The sequence below is a fragment of the Micromonospora parastrephiae genome, assembly GCF_016802865.1.
Classification (GTDB): domain Bacteria; phylum Actinomycetota; class Actinomycetes; order Mycobacteriales; family Micromonosporaceae; genus Micromonospora; species Micromonospora parastrephiae.
In genome coordinates, this window is the sequence record NZ_JAEVHM010000043.1 from 18,681 (window position 1) to 35,601 (window position 16,921).

General features: G+C 73.1%; 19 protein-coding genes and 1 pseudogene. 10 read left to right on the forward strand and 10 right to left on the reverse strand.

The features are described 5' to 3' along the window. The first annotated feature begins 71 nt into the window (after positions 1–71). The 7 genes and pseudogenes from JNW91_RS11945 to JNW91_RS11975 all read left to right on the forward strand — a co-directional run bounded on the left by JNW91_RS11945 (position 72) and on the right by JNW91_RS11975 (position 6,127). A complete protein-coding gene (locus tag JNW91_RS11945; RefSeq protein WP_203174919.1) occupies positions 72–299 on the forward strand; it encodes a heavy-metal-associated domain-containing protein in 228 nt (75 codons plus the stop codon). Beyond that, on the forward strand, positions 296–1,246 hold the full coding sequence (locus JNW91_RS11950; protein ID WP_203174920.1) for a hypothetical protein: 951 nt from the start codon (positions 296–298) through the stop codon (positions 1,244–1,246). Before JNW91_RS11945 ends, JNW91_RS11950 begins: the two co-directional genes overlap by 4 nt. 12 nt (positions 1,247–1,258) lie before the next feature. Next, a pseudogene (locus JNW91_RS11955) lies at positions 1,259–3,513 on the forward strand (heavy metal translocating P-type ATPase). A 75-nt stretch (positions 3,514–3,588) separates the two neighbouring features. Next, positions 3,589–3,762 carry a CsbD family protein gene (locus JNW91_RS11960; protein WP_203121024.1) on the forward strand — a complete coding sequence of 58 codons (174 nt, stop codon included), beginning with the start codon at positions 3,589–3,591 and terminating at the stop codon, positions 3,760–3,762. A gap of 164 nt (positions 3,763–3,926) precedes the next feature. Continuing rightward, positions 3,927–4,274: an ArsR/SmtB family transcription factor gene (locus tag JNW91_RS11965; protein WP_203174921.1), complete on the forward strand. Its 348-nt coding sequence runs from the start codon at positions 3,927–3,929 to the stop codon at positions 4,272–4,274. Further along, positions 4,271–4,540 (forward strand): hypothetical protein, encoded by a 270-nt coding sequence (locus JNW91_RS11970; protein WP_203174922.1) that lies wholly within the window; start codon positions 4,271–4,273, stop codon positions 4,538–4,540. The genes JNW91_RS11965 and JNW91_RS11970 overlap by 4 nt, the downstream gene beginning before the upstream one ends. 123 nt (positions 4,541–4,663) lie before the next feature. Further along, positions 4,664–6,127, forward strand: a complete 1,464-nt coding sequence (locus tag JNW91_RS11975; RefSeq protein ID WP_203174923.1) for an alpha/beta hydrolase — start codon at positions 4,664–4,666, stop codon at positions 6,125–6,127. A 57-nt stretch (positions 6,128–6,184) separates the two neighbouring features. On the opposite strand, the gene JNW91_RS11980 is transcribed toward JNW91_RS11975, so the two are convergent. From JNW91_RS11980 to JNW91_RS32175, 5 genes are all read right to left on the reverse strand, one after another. Beyond that, positions 6,185–6,826 (reverse strand): class I SAM-dependent methyltransferase, encoded by a 642-nt coding sequence (locus JNW91_RS11980; RefSeq protein WP_203174924.1) that lies wholly within the window; start codon positions 6,824–6,826, stop codon positions 6,185–6,187. A gap of 90 nt (positions 6,827–6,916) precedes the next feature. After that, positions 6,917–8,167 (reverse strand): RNA polymerase sigma factor, encoded by a 1,251-nt coding sequence (locus JNW91_RS11985; RefSeq protein ID WP_203174925.1) that lies wholly within the window; start codon positions 8,165–8,167, stop codon positions 6,917–6,919. Continuing rightward, on the reverse strand, positions 8,164–8,520 hold the full coding sequence (locus JNW91_RS11990) for a YciI family protein (protein ID WP_238424824.1): 357 nt from the start codon (positions 8,518–8,520) through the stop codon (positions 8,164–8,166). Before JNW91_RS11990 ends, JNW91_RS11985 begins: the two co-directional genes overlap by 4 nt. Positions 8,521–8,573: 53 nt before the next feature. Next, on the reverse strand, positions 8,574–9,560 hold the full coding sequence (locus JNW91_RS11995) for a DUF2786 domain-containing protein (RefSeq protein WP_238424813.1): 987 nt from the start codon (positions 9,558–9,560) through the stop codon (positions 8,574–8,576). Between the two features lie 30 nt (positions 9,561–9,590). Continuing rightward, positions 9,591–9,920, reverse strand: a complete 330-nt coding sequence (locus tag JNW91_RS32175; RefSeq protein ID WP_238424814.1) for a hypothetical protein — start codon at positions 9,918–9,920, stop codon at positions 9,591–9,593. Positions 9,921–10,164: 244 nt separating this feature from the next. Here JNW91_RS32175 and JNW91_RS12000 point away from each other — a divergent pair, with 244 nt between their 5' ends. Further along, entirely contained in the window at positions 10,165–10,647 is a 483-nt protein-coding gene (locus tag JNW91_RS12000; protein ID WP_203174927.1) for a DUF2243 domain-containing protein, read from the forward strand. Beyond that, the gene (locus JNW91_RS12005) at positions 10,644–11,543 is read left to right on the forward strand and encodes a cytochrome c oxidase assembly protein (protein ID WP_203174928.1); all 900 of its coding nucleotides are present in this window, start codon (positions 10,644–10,646) and stop codon (positions 11,541–11,543) included. Before JNW91_RS12000 ends, JNW91_RS12005 begins: the two co-directional genes overlap by 4 nt. A gap of 17 nt (positions 11,544–11,560) precedes the next feature. Here JNW91_RS12005 and JNW91_RS12010 read toward each other — a convergent pair whose 3' ends face one another. The 4 genes from JNW91_RS12010 to JNW91_RS12025 form a co-directional block, all read right to left on the reverse strand. Beyond that, the gene (locus tag JNW91_RS12010) at positions 11,561–12,691 is read right to left on the reverse strand and encodes a CaiB/BaiF CoA transferase family protein (RefSeq protein WP_309244329.1); all 1,131 of its coding nucleotides are present in this window, start codon (positions 12,689–12,691) and stop codon (positions 11,561–11,563) included. Then, positions 12,688–12,831 (reverse strand): hypothetical protein, encoded by a 144-nt coding sequence (locus JNW91_RS12015; RefSeq protein ID WP_203174929.1) that lies wholly within the window; start codon positions 12,829–12,831, stop codon positions 12,688–12,690. The genes JNW91_RS12010 and JNW91_RS12015 overlap by 4 nt, the downstream gene beginning before the upstream one ends. Beyond that, positions 12,821–13,981: an acyl-CoA dehydrogenase family protein gene (locus JNW91_RS12020; protein WP_203174930.1), complete on the reverse strand. Its 1,161-nt coding sequence runs from the start codon at positions 13,979–13,981 to the stop codon at positions 12,821–12,823. Before JNW91_RS12020 ends, JNW91_RS12015 begins: the two co-directional genes overlap by 11 nt. A gap of 179 nt (positions 13,982–14,160) precedes the next feature. Beyond that, on the reverse strand, positions 14,161–15,174 hold the full coding sequence (locus tag JNW91_RS12025; RefSeq protein ID WP_203174931.1) for a peptidoglycan recognition protein family protein: 1,014 nt from the start codon (positions 15,172–15,174) through the stop codon (positions 14,161–14,163). A 429-nt stretch (positions 15,175–15,603) separates the two neighbouring features. Here JNW91_RS12025 and JNW91_RS12030 point away from each other — a divergent pair, with 429 nt between their 5' ends. After that, positions 15,604–16,266 (forward strand): TetR/AcrR family transcriptional regulator, encoded by a 663-nt coding sequence (locus tag JNW91_RS12030; RefSeq protein WP_203174932.1) that lies wholly within the window; start codon positions 15,604–15,606, stop codon positions 16,264–16,266. 99 nt (positions 16,267–16,365) lie between these two features. On the opposite strand, the gene JNW91_RS12035 is transcribed toward JNW91_RS12030, so the two are convergent. Then, positions 16,366–16,921, reverse strand: a 556-nt coding sequence (locus JNW91_RS12035; RefSeq protein ID WP_203174933.1) for a hypothetical protein, incomplete at its 5' end; no start/stop codon positions are given.

The window sequence follows — 16,921 nt, forward strand, 5'->3', positions numbered from 1 at the left end:
GGGTATGGTATGGTCCTCCCTGGCAGATACCCCCACCGGGTACCGGTAGGCGAGGCGAAGGAGACGGTCCGATGGTCAACACGACGTACCAGGTGCAGGGCATGACCTGTGGGCACTGCGTCAGCGCGGTCAGCGCCGAGGTCGGCGCCCTCCCGGGTGTGCACGACGTCCAGGTCGACCTCGCCACCGGCCGGGTCACCGTGAGCAGCGACCAGCCGCTGGACGTGGCGTCCGTCCGGGCCGCCGTCGACGAGGCCGGCTACGACCTCGTCGACGGCTCCTCGGGAGGCCCGGCGTGAACACGGTGACCCGACTGGGCGGGTTCGCCCTCGGTCTCGTGGCGGTCTTCGGCACGGCGTACGGGGTCGGCCGCGTGGTCGACCCCGGCGCCCCCGCCGCCGAGAGCCGACACGACGGCGCCGCCACCAGCTCGGTCGGGGAGCACGACGAGACGGTCGACCGGCTCCCCGGCGGCCTGCTCGTCTCCGACCGTGGCTACACCCTCGAACCGGTCGCCGCCCCGGCCGGCGAGTTCGCCTTCACGATCGACGGCCCGGACGGCCGCCCGGTCACCCGGTACGACGTCGCCCACGACAAGCGGATGCACCTGATCGTGGCCCGACGGGACCTCTCCGGCTTCCGCCACGTCCACCCCGACCTGACTCCGGACGGCACCTGGCGGGTCGCCACACCCCTGGCCGGCCCCGGGCAGTGGCGGGCCTTCGCCGACTTCACCCCGGCCGGGGGTGAGCCGCTCACCCTCGGCGTCGACGTGACCGTCCCGGGGGAGCTGGCCGAACGGCCGCTGCCAGCCCCGGCGACCAGCACCGTCGTCGACGGCTACACGGTCACCCTGGCCGGCGAGCCGCAGCCCGGCCGCACCTCGCCGCTCACCCTGACCATCAGCCGCGACGGGCAGCCGGTCACCGACCTGGAGCCCTACCTGGGCGCGTACGGGCACCTGGTGGCGCTGCGCCGGGGCGACCTCGCGTACCTGCACGTGCACCCGGACGGGACTCCCGGCGACGGCCGGACCCGACCCGGCCCGACCGTCGCCTTCCTCGCCGAGGTGCCGTCGGCCGGCAGCTACCGGCTCTACCTCGACTTCCGGCACGGCGGGGCGGTGCACAGCGCCGAGTTCACCGTCGTCGCCGGCGCCGCCACGGCCGGGGGCGACCCCAGCCCGAGTGGACCCGCACCGACCGGGGGCGCCGAGCACGGCACCCCCGGACACGGGCACAACTGACGGGACCGGACGATGACCACCACCAGCAGACCTCTGCCCGAGGCGCCGAACCGGATCGAGTTGGCGATCGGGGGTATGACCTGCGCCGCCTGCGCCGCCCGGATCGAGAAGAAGCTGAACCGGATGGACGGGGTGAGCGCCACCGTCAACTACGCCACCGAGAAGGCCACCGTCCGCTACGCCGACGACGTCACGCCCGACGACCTGATCGACACCGTGCAGAAGACCGGCTACACGGCGGCACTGCCAGCCCCGCCAACCGCGGCGGCGGGCGAACAGCCGGCCGATCCGCTGCGCGGCCCACGTACCCGCCTCTGGGTGTCGGCGGCGCTCAGCGTGCCGGTGGTCCTGCTGACCATGGTCCCCGCCTGGCAGTTCGACTACTGGCAGTGGCTGTCGCTGACCCTGGCCGCCCCGGTGGTGGTCTGGGGTGGCCTGCCGTTCCATCGCGCCGCCTGGACCAACCTGCGACACGGCGCGGCGACCATGGACACGCTGGTCTCGCTCGGCACCCTCGCGGCGTTCGGCTGGTCGCTGTGGGCGCTGTTTCTCGGCGACGCCGGGATGCCCGGCATGACGCACCCGTTCCGCCTCGACATCACCCGCACCGACGGTGCCGGCAACATCTACCTGGAGGCGCCGCCGGGGTGACGGTGTTCATCCTGGCCGGCCGCTACTTCGAGGCGCGTTCCAAACGGACCGCCGGCGCCGCCCTGCGTGCCCTCCTCGAACTCGGCGCCAAGGACGTGGCGGTGCTCCGCGACGGCGTGGAGACACGGATACCGGTGGACCGGCTCGCCGTGGGCGACCGGTTCGTGGTTCGGCCCGGGGAGAAGATCGCCACCGACGGGGTGGTCGACGACGGCACGTCGGCCGTCGACGCCAGCATGTTGACCGGTGAGTCGGTGCCGGTCGAGGTCGGCCCGGGCGACGGCGTGGTCGGCGCCACGATCAACGCGGGCGGTCGGCTGGTCGTCACCGCCACCCGGGTCGGCGGCGACACCCAGCTCGCCCGGATGGCCGACCTGGTCGAGCAGGCGCAGAGCGGAAAGGCGGCCGTGCAGCGGCTGGCCGACCGGATCTCCGGTGTCTTCGTGCCGATCGTCATCACACTGGCCGTGGGCACCCTCGGCTGGTGGCTCGGCACCGGGGCCGGCCCGACCGCCGCGTTCACCGCCGCCGTGGCCGTGCTGATCATCGCCTGCCCGTGCGCGCTCGGCCTGGCCACCCCGACCGCGCTGCTCGTCGGCACCGGCCGGGGCGCCCAGCTCGGGGTCCTGATCAAGGGGCCGGAGGTGCTGGAGTCGACCCGGCGGGTGGACACCGTGGTGCTGGACAAGACCGGCACGGTGACCACCGGCCGGATGACCCTGGTGGACGCGGTGCCGGCGAGCGGCGAGGACCGCGCCGAGCTGCTCCGGCTCGCCGGGGCGGTGGAGGCCGCCAGCGAGCATCCGATCGCCCGGGCGGTCGCCGCGGGTGCCGCCGAGGCCGGCACGCTGCCCCCGGTCAGCGACTTCGCCAACCTCGAAGGGCTGGGCGTGAGCGGCACGGTCGACGGGCGGGCCGTGCTGGTCGGTCGGCCTCGGCTGCTGCGCGAGCGTGGAATCGACGTACCGTCGGAGGTCGAGCGGGCCGTCGGCGACGCGGAAGCCACCGGCCGGACGGCGATCCTCGCCGGCTGGGACGGTCGCGCCCGTGGCGTCCTCGCGGTCGCCGACGTGGTCCGGCCGACCAGCCGGGCGGCCGTGGCCCGGCTGCGTGCGCTGGGGCTCACCCCGATCCTGCTGACCGGGGACAACGCCACCGTGGCCCGTGCGGTGGCCGCCGAGGTGGGCGTGGACGAGGTGATCTCCGAGGTGCTGCCCGCCGGCAAGGTCGACGTGGTCAGACGGCTCCAGGCTGAGGGGCGGTCGGTGGCGATGGTCGGTGACGGGGTCAACGACGCTCCGGCGCTGGCCCAGGCCGACCTGGGGCTGGCCATGGGTACCGGTACCGACGTGGCGATCGAGGTATCCGACCTCACCCTGGTTCGGGGGGACCTGGACGCGGCGGTGGACGCCATCCGACTGTCCCGGCGCACGCTCGGCATCATCCGGGGCAACCTGTTCTGGGCGTTCGGCTACAACGTGGCTGCCCTGCCGTTGGCCGCCGCCGGGTTGCTCAACCCGATGATCGCCGGGGCCACCATGGCGCTGTCCTCGGTCTTCGTGGTGGCCAACAGCCTGCGCCTGCGCCGGTTCCGTCCGGCCGCCGGTGAGCTGTGATGGCGGTAATGGTTGGACCGACGAAGGCGGGGGTACTGCTGTAGTCGTAGCGACGCTCGCAATGGAGGTTGGCACATGGGTATCGACGACAAGATCAACAACGCCACCGAGGACGCGACCGGCAAGCTGAAGGAAGGCGCCGGTCGGGCCACCGACAACGAGCAGCTCGAGGCCGAGGGCCGCACCGACCAGTCCACCGCCAAGCTCAAGCAGGCCGGCGAGAAGATCAAGGACGCCTTCAAGAGCTGACGTGCGACGAACCCGCGCGCCGGGTCGGTGATCATTCACCGGCCCGGCGTGTTGTGTGTCCGGCCCCGTCTCGGTGACCCTGAGATCCCCCTGATTCCACGGTTGGTCCCCACTCCCACGCGCCGATACCTGCTAGCTTCTATTGGCATGTGCAAGGGCTGGTTTTGAGTGCCGCACCGCCGCCAACCGGCGACGAACTGGTCCGGGTGCTGGCCACCCTGGCCAACCCGCACCGGATGCGGGTCGTCGCCGCGCTGGCTCGTGAACGTGCCTACGTCAGCGGGCTGGCCCGGCAACTGGGCATCAGCCGGGCGCTGTTGCAGGTCCACCTACGGAAGCTGGCGGCGGCCGGGCTGGTCACCGCTCGCCTGGAGTTGTCGGAGGACGGGAAGGCCATGAACTACTACGAGGTGGAGCCGTTCGTGCTCACACTCACCCCCGAGGTCATCGCGGCGGCGGTCGAGACGCTGACCGTGCCCGATTCGGGCCAGCAGCCAGGAGCGGAGCGATGAGCGAGCACGACTGGACCGAGGTGGTCGGCGCGATCGGCATCTTCGCCCTGCTGATCAGCGTGTTCACGGTGACCGTCGTGCAGCTCGCCAAGACCCGGCGGGCCCGGTTCGAGGCGGCCCGCGCGGACGACTACCGCCGGCTCGCCGAAACCGCAGCCCAGGCCCAGGCGGAGAACGCCCGCCTGCTCGCGGCGATGGACGGCCGGCTGGGTGGGATGGAGACCCGGATGACCACCCTCGAACGCGTCCTCCGCGAGGTCGACTGACCTCGGCGGACGAAGACCCCGGGCCGTCGAGCGGCTACTCGACGGCCCGGGTGGAAGCAGCATCACCTCGCCCACTGGGCGGGTTCCACCGGTAACGCTCCTTCGAGGAGAGGACAGCACCTCATGCTGCGCGTACGCAAATCCGCCGTCGGCTGGGCGGTCGCCCTGGCCCTCACGGCCGCCGGCCTGACGCCGGCCAGCCCGGCCACCGCCCAACCTGCCATCGACTGGCGGCCCTGCGCCAAGGACGCCACGGCCGAGTGCGGCACCCTGTCGCTGCCGGTCGACTGGAACCACCCTCGGGGAGAACGTTTCGAGCTGGCTCTCGCCCGCCGGGTCGCCACCGATCCGGCCGCCCGCAAGGGTTCGCTGGTGTTCGGCCCCGGCGGGCCCGGCGACAGCGGGGTGGACCGGGTGGTGACCGGCAGCTCCCGGTTCAGCGCCGACCTGCGCCGCCGGTTCGACATCGTCAGCTTCGACCCGCGCGGCACCGGCGGCAGCCATCCGGTGGTCTGTTCACGGGACCTGCTCGCCCAGCAACCGCAACTGCTGACCGACCAGGCCCAGTTCGACGCCACGCTGGCCGGCAACGCGCTGCTGCGCGCCAACTGCCGGGCCCGCACCGGCCCGCTCTACGACCACGTGGACACGACCAGCGCCGCTCGTGACCTCGACGCGGTCCGCGCTGCGCTCGGCGAGCGTCGGCTGACCTTCCACGGCAGCTCGTACGGCACCCTGCTCGGGCAGCGGTACGCCGAGCTGTTCCCCGACCGGGTTCGGGCCGTGGTGCTGGAGGCCGCGATGGACCACAGCCTCGGCACCCGCGCCTTCCTCGACACCCAGGCGGTCACCGCCGAGGGCGCGTTCGACGAGTTCGTCGCCTGGTGTGACCGGTCCACCGCCTGCGCCCTGCACGGGCGGGACTTCCGGGCGATCTGGACCGGGCTGCGCGCCCGGGCCGAGCGGGGCGTCCTGACCGACCCGAAGCGGCCCGGGGTCCTGCTGACCCCGTTCGAGCTGACCCGGCTCACCCACAAGGAGTTCTACGACACGTGGCGGTGGCCGGGGCTGGCCGAGTGGCTCCGCACGATGGGGGCTTCCGCCTCGCCGACCCCGGGGGTCGCGGCCGATGCCGGGGCGACGGGCGACGCCGTGGCCCCGTACCCGTTCGCGGTCTTCTGTCAGGACTGGAGCCTGCCCGTCCGCGACTACCGGGAGTACGCCGGGCACCTGCGCCGGATGGCCCGGCTCGCACCCGACCTCCGGTACCCGACGGCGGTGTTCGCTCTCGTGACCTGCCTGGGCGCTCCGGCGCCGGTCGCCAACCCGCAGCACCGCCTACGGGTCCGCAGCGATGTGCCGCTGCTGATCGCCGCCACCGTGCACGACCCGGCGAGCGGATACAACTGGGCCACCAACGTGGCGCGACAGTTGGGTGGGCACGGTGTGCTGCTCACGTACCAGGGTTGGGGGCACGGCAGCTACACCAGCAGCCCGTGCGTGCGGCGAGCCGTCGACTCCTACCTGATCGATCAGGTGGCGCCCGCCCGGGGCGCCACCTGCCCGGCCATCGCACCCGAGGCGTGACCGCACGCCGTCGGCCGTCGGGTGGTCAGGTCCACCCGGCGGCCGGCGGCGGTGTGCTCAGGGGCGTCGGGTGGCCCGTACGACGACGTCGTGCAGTGGATTCTCCTGCCCTCCGGGGCCGGTCACCGTGCGGTGGTGCTCCTCGGCGGTGGTGACCTCCCAGGTGGCGGGGTCCAGGCCCGCGGTGATGTCCGCTACGGTGACCGACGCTTCGGCGGGCGGGTGGTGCCCGTGCCCGGTGGCTCCTGGAGCGTGCAGGTGCCCGACGATCAGGAGGGTTCCGCCGGGCGCCACCCAGGTGGAGATGCGGTCGTAGAAGGCCAGTTGCGGCATCGCCGGGTGCGCGTAGTGGGTCGTCACCAGGTCGAACCGTGTTCCCGGATCCCAGGTCGTCAGGTCCGCCTCCACCCACCGCACCCGCTCGGACACCCCGCCGGCCGTCGCGCGTCCGGCGGCGACGGCGAGGGCGGCGGACGCGATGTCGACGGCGGTGACCTGCCAGCCGTGCCCGGCGAGCCAGAGGGCCTCGGCGCCGGTGCCGCACCCGGCGTCCAGGGCCGTGCCGGGCGTCAGGCCGGTGGTCTCACCGGCCAGGTACGGGTGCGGGGGACCCGCGCCGGCGGCACCTGAGTGGCCGTGGTGCGTCTGCTGCCAGTGCCGCTCCCAGTAGTCCCTGTCGAAGTCGTGCTGCTCTGTCATCTGGCTGCTCCTTCGCCTGTCGGCTGCGACTGTGACCGGCATCGGAGCAATATGCAAAACCTCTTGCCGGTTTGGCAAAAAGCGAACTCGTCACTGCCCGGCCAGCCGGGCGGCCTTCAGCTCCAGGTACCGCTGCTCGGGCCGGCTCGTGGTGCCCCGCGCCGCCGCCAGGTACGCCGCCCGCGCCGCTTTCGGCTCCCCGGCCAGCTCCAGCAGGTGCGCCCGGACGGCGGCGAGCCGGTGGTGCCCCGCCGTGCGCTCGTCCGCGTCGAGGGGTGTGAGCAGGGCGAGCCCGGCCCGTGGCCCGTCCACCATGGCCACGGCCACCGCCTGGTTGAGGGTGACCATCGGATTCGGGGCGATCCGGGCCAGCAGCCGGTAGAGCGCGACGATCTGCCGCCAGTCCGTCTCCGCCGCCGTCGGCGCCTCGGCGTGCACGGCCGCGATCGCCGCCTGGAGCTGGTAGGGGCCGGGCGGCGACCAGGTCAACGCCTCGGTGATCAGCGCGACCCCCTCCGTGATGGCGGTCGCGTCCCACCGGGTGCGGTCCTGCTCGGCCAGCGGCACCAGCTCCCCGTCCGCGCCCACCCGGGCTGCCCGGTGCGCGTCGGTGAGCAGCATCAACGCCAGCAACCCCGCCACCTCACCGTCGTCGGGCAGCAGGCCGTGCAGGATGCGGGCCAGCCGGATCGCCTCGCCGGTCAGGTCGGCCCGGCGCAGATCCGGCCCGCTGGACGCGGTGTACCCCTCGTTGAAGATCAGATAGAGCACGCGCAGCACCGTCCGCAGCCGCTCCTCCCGTTCACCCGGCCCCGGCATGTCGAAGCGGGCGCCGGCCGCCTCGATCCGCTGCTTCGCCCTGCGGATCCGTTGGCTCATCGTCGCCTCGGGCACGAGGTGCGCCCGGGCGATCTGGGCGGTACCGAGTCCGCCGACCGCCCGCAGCGTGAGCGCCACCTGCGCCGATCCGGCCAGCGCCGGATGACAGCAGAGGAACAGCAGGGTCAGGGTGTCGTCGGCGTCCGCCACCGCCGGCTCCGCGTCGGCCGGCGGCGCCACTGCCGCGTACGCCGGCTCGCGTACCGCCACCGCCACCTCGCGTTCGCGGCGGGCGTGTTCGCTGCGCCACTCGTCGGTGAGTCGGCGGGTGGCCACGGTCAGCAACCAGGCGCGGGGATTGTCCGGTAGGCCCTGCCCGGGCCACTGCGTCGCGGCGGCGAGCAGCGCCTCCTGGACCGCGTCCTCACACCTGTCGAACTGCCCTTGGCGGCGGACCAGCAGGCCGAGGACCTGCGGCGCGAGCGTGCGCAGCAGATCCTCGACCGTCCGGTCGTCGGTCACATCTCCGTCCCGGCCTCGTCCATGATCGGACGGACCTCCAGGGCGCCGCCGAAGCGCACGTCCGGCCAGCGCGCGGCGATCTCGGCGGCCCGTTGCGGGCTGTCGCAGTCGACCGTCAGGTAACCGGCGAACTGCTCCTTGCTCTCCATGAACGGCCCGTCGACGACCTCCGGGTGGCCGCCGGCGAGCCGGACCGTCAACGTCTGCGACGGGTTGGCCAGCGCCTGGCCGCCGACCAGCTCGCCGGTCTCGGTCAGCTCCTTCATGATCTCGTCGACCTCGCCGAACAGGGCGGTGCGGTCCTGCTCGGTCAACTCCTCGGTGAAGCCGGGCCGGTTCCAGATCAGCAGCATGTACTTCACGGGGATGCTCCTCAGTCCTGGTCGCACCCCGGTCGGGGCGCGGCTCACCGGAGGGTCGGAGTCGTCACCCCGTTCCCTACCGCGTACCGAAGAAAATCGCAGAAAATCTTCTCCGGCGGCGGTCCCACGCCGGGCGGATCAGCGCCGATCGGGTCGGCCGGGCACCTGTCGAGGTCTTCCGCCGCCGCCGACGTCCAACGACGCCCGGTCGGCGGCCGAGGTGCCGGAGGACCAGCCCTCGGCGTCGCGGACGCTGAGCCGGTGCCGGGTGACGCCGGGGAAGAGCGTGTCCAGCCGCTCCTGGACCGCCTCGCCGCGCGCGGCGAGCACCGGTAGCAGCCGCTCCGGCCCGGCCGTCTCGACCGCCGCCCGGTCCGCCGCCTCGGTGGCCGCGCGCAGTCGCTCACCGATGCGCAACGCGAACGCGTTGAGGAAGGACTCGTCCCACACCTTCGTCCGCCGTCCCGACCCCGGTCGCGCTCGGCACGCCCACGCAGCATCGCGGCGGTGGCCTGGACCAGCAGCGAGGTGTAGAGCAGCTCCACCGCCACGAGATCCGCCGGCCAGCCCAGCACGGTGGTGAAACCCAGGTCGTCGGACCAGACCGCCTCGCACCGGTTCGCCGCCGCCACCTCCTGCACCAGCAGCGCCTTCGCGCCCGCGTACGGGGTGTCGGTGCTCAGCCGTATCCCGCCCGGCAGGTCGCCGTTCTCCGACCCGGCGGCCAGCAGCGCCTCGTCGATGCTGTGCCGGGCGATCAACTCCTGTGCCTTGCCCGTCAGCGCCTCCGCCTCGGCCGGGAAGGTGGTCGACTCGGCCTTCGCCAGCAGCGCCCGTACCCGATCCAGCATCGGCGACCCACTGCGGGCCGTGCCGGCCGCGCGGGGGATCGCCGCGCCGGTCGAGCCGGGCGGCGGGCGCAGCACCGCGATCGGCGGCAGGCTCTCCACCAGCGCGAGGACGTCGAGCGGCGGCGCGGAGCGCGGTCGACCCGGTCCAGTCCCTCCGCGGTGGCCCAGCCCGGCCAGCACGCCCCCGGTCGTCGGTGCGGACGTCGGCGGTCAGCTCGCGGAGCTGGTCGTCCCACCAGGCGGGGACCGGCTCGGCCTGTTCGCGCGCTGCGCGGCCATCGCGTCGCGGAGCAGCCGAGCCGCGCGGGCGTCGAGCCGCCGCGCGGTGAGCCGGTGCACGTCGGCCGGCTGCCAGCCACGCGGCCAGAGCCTCCCCAGGCCACGCACCAGGCGACGCAGCAACGCCGCGTCGACCGCCGTGGTGCCGTCCGCCGCGCCGGTGCCGACCATCAGCCGGTCCAGCTGACGTTCGGCCTGTCGTACGTCGGTGCCGCGCACCGCCGCGAGCGCGTCGGCGACGAGTTCGTCCGCGTCCGGCACGTGCACCTCCTTCTCGGCTCTCCTTCAGGTTCCATGATCATGCCGCTGGTCGTGCGGGAGTCGCGAAACGGGGCCGCCGTCGGGGCGCGTCACCTTGATCAACACGACTTCCCGGAAGTCGGGGTGTCCGACCTGGTGGGACACCCCGATGTCACTGACCTCGTGTTGATCACCGCGGCGCCGGGCATGGTTCGTCCAGTTCGGGGTAGTTCCTGCCTGACCCGACGCGGATGCGAGGTGTGCCGTGGCCGATTCGAGCCTGCCGAGTGCCCGCATCGTCGACGCCCGCTCCTCCACGCTCGCCGGCGTCCTGATCGGCATAGCCCTCATGGCCGCCGTGGACGAGATCGTCTTCCACCAGTTGCTGGCCTGGCATCACTTCTACGACCGGTCCACCCCGTCGATCGCGCTGCTCTCGGACGGCCTGCTGCACGCCGCCGAGCTGATCATCCTGGTCGGCGGGTTCTTCTGGTTCGCCGACCTGCGCCGCAGGCGCGCCCTGTCGGCCCGGCTGGCCTGGGGCGGCCTCCTGCTCGGCGCCGGAGGCTTCCAGCTCTTCGACGGACTAATCGACCACAAGGTGCTCCGGCTGCACCAGATCCGCTACGGCGTGCACCTGGTGCCGTACGACGTGGTGTGGAACGTGGCCGGCGCGGTGCTGGCGCTGGCCGGCGCGGTGCTGATCTGGTGGACCCGGTCCCGCGGCGCGGGTGACGGTCACCGATGACGGGACCGTCGCTGCTCGCGCACGATGGGCACGCGGCGGACGGGCCAGGCTGGTTGCCGCTGCTCCCGGTCGCGTTGCTGGCCGGCGGCTACGTGCTGGCCGCCGTACGCGACTCTCGGGGCTGGGCCCACCGGCGCACGGCGGCCTGGCTGGCCGGGTGCGCGCTGCTGGCGGTCGCCGTCGGGCCGCTGGCCCAGCTGCCCGACGACCCGCGCGGGCACATGGCGCAGCATCTGCTGCTCGGCATGTTCGCCCCGCTCGGGCTGGTGCTCGGCGCCCCGGTGACCCTGCTGCTGCGGGCCGGCCCTCCGCCGGTGCGCCGAATGGTGGGCCGGCTGCTGCGCTTCCGCCCGCTGCATCTGATCGCCCACCCGGTCACCGCCGCGCTGCTGAGCACGGGCGGGCTGGCGCTGGTGCTGCTCACCCCGCTGTACGCGGTGGCGGAACGCCAACCAACCCTGCACCACGCCCTGCACCTGCACTACGTGGCCGCCGGTTACCTGTTCGCCTGGTCGTTGGCCGGTCCGGACCCGGCGCCGCGCCGCCCCGGGCTGGCGGTGCGGGTCGGCGCGGCTGCTCGGCGCGGCGGCCGGGCACTCGGTGCTGGCCAAGTACCTCTACTCGAACGCCGGCACCCTGCCGCCCGGCCGCACCGAGCCGGATCCGGCGGTATTCCAGTCGGCCGCCCAACTCATGTACTACGGCGGCGATCTGGCGGAGCTGCTCCTGGCGGTGGCCCTCCTCGCCGCCTGGTACCACCGTCGAATCGGGAAGAGTCGGGACGCATCGACCAATGCGACATCTCCGGCAACACCGGTCGGGCCACCGTGACGATCCTGGAGGCGGCGACGGCGTCGGGTTCGGCGGCCCGCGCGCTGCGTCAACTGGTCGCATGACGCGGTGCGGGGGTTGATCAGGTGGCTTGTGCCCAGCCGGTGAGGATCTCCTCGACCGGCAGGGCGTCCCGCTCCGGGTCCGGCGCCGGGGTCGGCCGGGCTGTCGGCGTGCGGTCGAAGCGGGGTGCCGGGGCCGGCTGGATCTCGCCGCCCACCTCGACGAAGGTGCCCCGGGCGGCGTTGTGCGGGTGGTGGTGCGCCTCGCCGGGGGCGAGCACCGGCGCGACGCAGCCGTCCAGGTCGGCGAAGACCTCCGTCCACTCGTCCCGGGTCCGCTCGGCGAACCGCTCGGCGAACCGCCGCCGCAGCTCGTCCCAGCCGCTCGGGTCGTACTGGGCGGGCAGGTCCGGGTCGTCGGCGAGGCCGAGGCCGGCGAGCAGTACGGCGTAGAAGGCCGGTTCCATCGCGCCGACGGCCATGAAGCCGCCGTCGGAGGTGCGGTACGTGTCGTAGAACGGCGCCCCACCGTCGAACATGTTGCGTCCGCGCGGTGCGGACCACAGGCCGCTGCCGATGAGCCCGTGCAGGAACGAGGTGAGCAGCGCCGATCCGTCCACCATCGCCGCGTCGACCACCTGACCGACGCCGGAGCGTTCCCGTTCGAGCAGCGCGGCCAGCACTCCCACGGCGAGCAGCATGCCGCCTCCGCCGAAGTCGCCGAGCAGGTTCATCGGCGCGTACGGGCGCTCACCAACCCGGGCCAGCGGCTCCAACGCCCCGGCCACCGCGATGTAGTCGATGTCGTGTCCGGCCCGGGCCGCCAGCGGGCCGTCCTGGCCCCAGCCGGTCATCCGCGCGTACACCAGGCGGGGGTTGCGGTCCTGGCACACCTCCGGGCCGAAGCCGAGCCGCTCGGCCACCCCCGGCCGGTACGCCTCGACCAGCACATCCGCCCGTTCGACGAGACGCAGCAGGTCCGCCACGCCGGCCGGGGACTTCAGGTCCAGCGTGGTGACCCGCCGGCCGCGCTGCAACGGCCAGCCGGTCGGCGCGGCCAGCCGCCCCGCTCCCGGGGCGCCGGGTCGGTCGACCCGCACCACGTCCGCGCCGAGGTCGGCGAGCACCATGCAGCCGAACGGCGCCGGGGCGAGACTCGCCAGCTCCACCACCCGCATCCCGGCCAACGGCCCGCCGTGCCCCGCCGTCACGCGACGCACACCGGTTCGGCGGGACGGACAGCGAGCCGGTCGGCCAGGTCGTCGGGGGGTGTGAACCGGTCGCCGTGGCGGTCCCGGCCGCGTCCGCGTGGGGTGCGGACCGCGTCGTAGACGTACGCCTCAGAGGGCACGGGCGATCAGCTCCTTCATGATCTCGTTGGTGCCGCCGTAGATCTTCTGGACGCGGGCGTCGGCGTACATCCGGGCGATCGGGTATTCCGTTGTGTAGCCGTAGCCGCCGAACAGTTGCAGGCACCGGTCGATGACCTCGCACTGCCCGTCGGTGAGCCACGACTTCGCCATCGCCGCGGTGGCCACGTCCAGGTCGCCGCGACTGTGCCGGACGATGCAGTCGTCCAGGAATACCCGGCTGACCCGGGTGCGGGTGGCGCACTCGGCGAGCACCATCCGGGTGTTCTGGTGGCCCATCAACGGCTTGCCGAAGGCGGTGCGCTCCTTGGCGTACGCGACGGTCAGCGCGACCGCGCGTTCCATGGCGGCGACCGCGCCGACGCCGATCACCAGCCGTTCCTGCGGGAGCTGCTGCATGAGCTGGATGAAGCCCAGCCCTTCGGTGCCGCCGAGCAGGTTGGCCGCCGGCACCCGGAACTCGTCGAAGAACAACTCGGCGGTGTCGTTGGCGTGCAGCCCGATCTTGGAGAGCAGTCGGCCCCGGCGGAAGCCCTCCGGGTCGCCGCCCACCTCGCAGACCAGCAGTGAGACGCCGGCTGCCCGCTGCTCGGGGTCGGTCTTCACGGCCACGATGATCAGATTGGCCAGACCGCCGTTGGTGATGAACGTCTTCGCGCCGGTGACCAGGTAGTCGTCGCCGTGGCGGACGGCCCGGGTGCGCATGGCCTGGAGGTCCGAGCCGCCGTCCGGCTCGGTCATCGCGATCGCGCCGACCAGTTCGCCACCGCACAGGCCGGGCAGCCAGCGTCGCTTCTGCTCCTCGCTGCCGTACGCCGCCAGGTAGCCGGTGACGATTCCACTGTGGACGGCCAGCCCGAGGCTGCTCTCCCCGGTGTGCGCCTGCTCGTGCAGCATGACGGCCTCGTGGGTGAACCCCCCACCCCCGCCGCCGTACTCCTCCGGGACGGACAGGCCGAGCAACCCCAGCTCACCGGCGCGCCGGTAGTGCTCGCGGTCCGGGTGGCCCTGCGCCAGCAGGCGGTCGGCGTGCGGCAGCACCTCCTTGGTGAAAAAGGTGCGAGCCAGGTCGGCGAGGTCGTCGTGCTCCGGCTGGCGCCAGGGGGAGGGGGGATCGTCGGGTGGGGGCATGTGCACCACCCTGGCGCGCTGTTGGCGGCATGTCAATAAGTCTCGATCGTCGGCCGGGCGCAGGCTTTCGCGTCGTCCGCGAGGGGCGGATGCGCTGGTGCCGTCGCCGCCTCCACCAGCGCGGAGGCGCGCTGGTGGAGGCGGCGGGACGGGGGCTGATCGGCGACGAGCACCGCCAACTACCGCGTCGGGCGCCTCGGCGGCGGAGCCGGGTACTCGGACTGCAGTGCCGCGACCTCCTGGCGTAGCTTGCCCAGGTAGGGGTGGAAGGCGTCGCCTGGGCACTCGGTCGGGTCGGCCCCGACACTCGCCCAGTCCCGGTGACCCGAGATGACGTTCACCCTGCCGCCGACACCGCTGACCGGGTTGACGTAATTGGTCTGACCGGTGGGGTTGAGCCGACCCGTGGAGCTGAGCCCGTCCAGGACGAACACCAACGACCGGTGCGCCGCGGCGCTGGGCTGGCGGGACGTGAACCGGCCCAGCAGGCAGATGCCGATGTTGCCCGCGTTGTAACCACCCACGTGCGCGGCGTTGACCATGAGTGGCCGGCCGTCGGAGCCGAGGCCCGGACCGTAGACCGGGAGCGACCCCGCGTCGGAGTAGCGACCCTCGTAGATCCGCCCCGCCTCGTCGATCAACAGGTGGTAGCCGATGTCGCCGAACTCCTGCAGAACGCACTGGTCGTAGTAGATGGCACGGACCGTGGCCGCCGGGTCGGGGTCCTCGTTGTGCTCGTACACCCCGCTGTGGTGGACCGTCAGCGTCTGCACCGGAAAGAACTCGCCCGGCCACAGCTCGCTGCCGTTGTCCGCGAATCGGAGCGACTCGTCGGCGCCCCAGCGGGACCGGGGCAGGTACGTCGGCTGCCTACCGCCCCGCGACAGCGGAAGACTGTTCGTCTCCGGGTTCGCGATCGTCCGGCGAGCCCCGTCGACCATGTTCAGCTCGGCCACGGTGGCATCCGAGCCGTCTCCGACCTGGACCTCGTATCCCGTGGCGCCGTTGGCGACCACGATGCTGGACCGGGTCGAGCCCGGGTGGCCGTCCCGACCGTTCTGGCACGCGTTGAGTTCCAGCCAGTCGCTCCATCCGGTGCCGGTGCGCAGGCGCACGGCCGCCGCCGGACCGCTGTGCGCGATGGACAGGTGAGTCAACGGAATGGCTGGTGACGTCACCACCGTTCTGCTCATCAGTCGACCGCGGCGGGCGGCAAGTGGTGATGTCACTTCGGCGGAGGCGGGCGCGCGGCCGCCGCCGACCTGGCGAACGTACCGACGGCCGACAGGCCGACGGCCGCGCCGGCCGCGCCGGACAACACTCGACGTCGAGAAACCAAGATTCTGCTCCCTTGCTTGATGCCTCAGGCAGGTGCCAGCATGCCAGCCGTCAGCCCGGGCCGCTGGCACCTGGGGAGGCGCCACGGGCCGCAACGGCCAGTGGTGATCGCCTGGCCAAATCCCGCTATGGACACTAAAGCGGCACTCTGGACGTTCCGTTTACCGTCGATGAAGAGTCGCAGGGGTGCGGCAGAGGAACCGCCAGGCGCTGATGCCCCTGACCGTTCAGTGCCGAGCATGCAGGGCAGCCTGCCGTCGTGAGCTGCCGATAGGGTCGGGCAGATGAGTGTCGAGACGGCTCCTCGTCGCCGCCGGTTGGAGCCGGACGCCCGGCGCGGACAGATCCTGGCCTGCGCGGTCCGGCTGTTCGGCGAGCGCCCGTACGCGGACGTGTCGACCACCGACATCGCCCGCGAGGCGGGCGTTGCCCGGGGCCTGGTCAACCACTACTTCGGTGCCAAGAAGGACCTCTACCTTGAGGTCGTCCGGGTCATGGTGACCATCCCCGAGGTGGCCCTGGAGCGGCTGCCCAAGGGTGATCTGCGGACCCGGGTCGACGCCAGCGTGTCCTGGTTCCTCGATGTGGTGTCGCGGCACAGCACCTCCTGGTTGGCCGCCGTCACCGCGCGGGGGATGGGTGGCGACGTCGACGTGGAGCGGGTGCTCGCCGAGGCCGAGGAGGTCGCCGCGGACCGGATGCTCGTGGCCGTCGGGCTGGCCGACCAGGCCGAGCACCGCGAGGAGCTGCGCGGGATGGTCCGGGCGTACGGCGGACTGGCCACGTCGACCGCCCGGGAGTGGCTCCAGCGTGGCGCGTTGACGCGCGCCCAGGTGCACCTGCTGCTCACCACCACCCTGCTGACCATCGTCGAGCAGGTCATTCCGCAGGTCATCGCCGGTGCTGGTCCGACCCGGCCAGCGCACCCGGCTGCGCCTTGCGCCTAGGACGCCGAAGAGGTGATTCACCGGCCCGCATCGGGCCGGCGGTCCTCCGCGCGCCCGACTGGGCGGGCGACGCGGGCCATGGGCACCGGCCGCCGTCGATCAGGCGGCGCGCCGATCGCCGGCATGACCGGTACGCGCCGCCGGGGCGGCATGACGGTCGGCCGCCTGCGCCGGATACGACTCGGGGCGGACCACCCGCAGCGGCCGGTCCACCTCGTCGGCGCCGAACCGCCAGCGCGACGGTGCCGGCTGCCGCTGCGGCGAGGGCCCGCCGGGGCGCAGACCTGGCCGGGACAGCAGCACGGTGATCAGGTAGCCGACCACCAGGAAGCCGTGGCTGACCAGCCGCTCCCCGCCCACCGACCCGGTGACCAGGTCGTTGACCGAGAGCAGCAGCAGCGTGCCGACGAATGCGCTGAGCATCGGCAGCAGACCGGCGGGCGGGCTGCGGCGTACCGCCACGAAGAGGAAGCCGGCTCCCACCGCCACGTTCCATGCGGCGGACTCGTGCCACAGGTGCTGGCCGGCCGGGTGCAGGTGATCGGCGGCAGCGCCCCGACCCACCTGGGCCAGGCCGAGCACCAACTGCACCGCGCCGAGCAGTCCGAGCGCCGCGCGCAGCCCGGCGACCAGCGGGCCACGCCGGGGCAACCGG

Excerpts from the sequence above, each read along its gene's own strand:
- JNW91_RS11980 (WP_203174924.1), bottom strand. The coding sequence starts at position 6,826 with ATGACAGAGCAGCACGACTTCGACAGGGACTACTGGGAGCGGCACTGG.
- JNW91_RS12030 (WP_203174932.1), top strand. The coding sequence starts at position 15,604 with ATGAGTGTCGAGACGGCTCCTCGTCGCCGCCGGTTGGAGCCGGACGCC.
- JNW91_RS11975 (WP_203174923.1), top strand. The coding sequence starts at position 4,664 with ATGCTGCGCGTACGCAAATCCGCCGTCGGCTGGGCGGTCGCCCTGGCC.
- JNW91_RS12025 (WP_203174931.1), bottom strand. The coding sequence starts at position 15,174 with ATGAGCAGAACGGTGGTGACGTCACCAGCCATTCCGTTGACTCACCTG.
- JNW91_RS11960 (WP_203121024.1), top strand. The coding sequence starts at position 3,589 with ATGGGTATCGACGACAAGATCAACAACGCCACCGAGGACGCGACCGGC.
- JNW91_RS11970 (WP_203174922.1), top strand. The coding sequence starts at position 4,271 with ATGAGCGAGCACGACTGGACCGAGGTGGTCGGCGCGATCGGCATCTTC.
- JNW91_RS11945 (WP_203174919.1), top strand. The coding sequence starts at position 72 with ATGGTCAACACGACGTACCAGGTGCAGGGCATGACCTGTGGGCACTGC.
- JNW91_RS11990 (WP_238424824.1), bottom strand. The coding sequence starts at position 8,520 with ATGCTGCTGATCTGGAACCGGCCCGGCTTCACCGAGGAGTTGACCGAG.
- JNW91_RS12005 (WP_203174928.1), top strand. The coding sequence starts at position 10,644 with ATGACGGGACCGTCGCTGCTCGCGCACGATGGGCACGCGGCGGACGGG.
- JNW91_RS12020 (WP_203174930.1), bottom strand. The coding sequence starts at position 13,981 with ATGCCCCCACCCGACGATCCCCCCTCCCCCTGGCGCCAGCCGGAGCAC.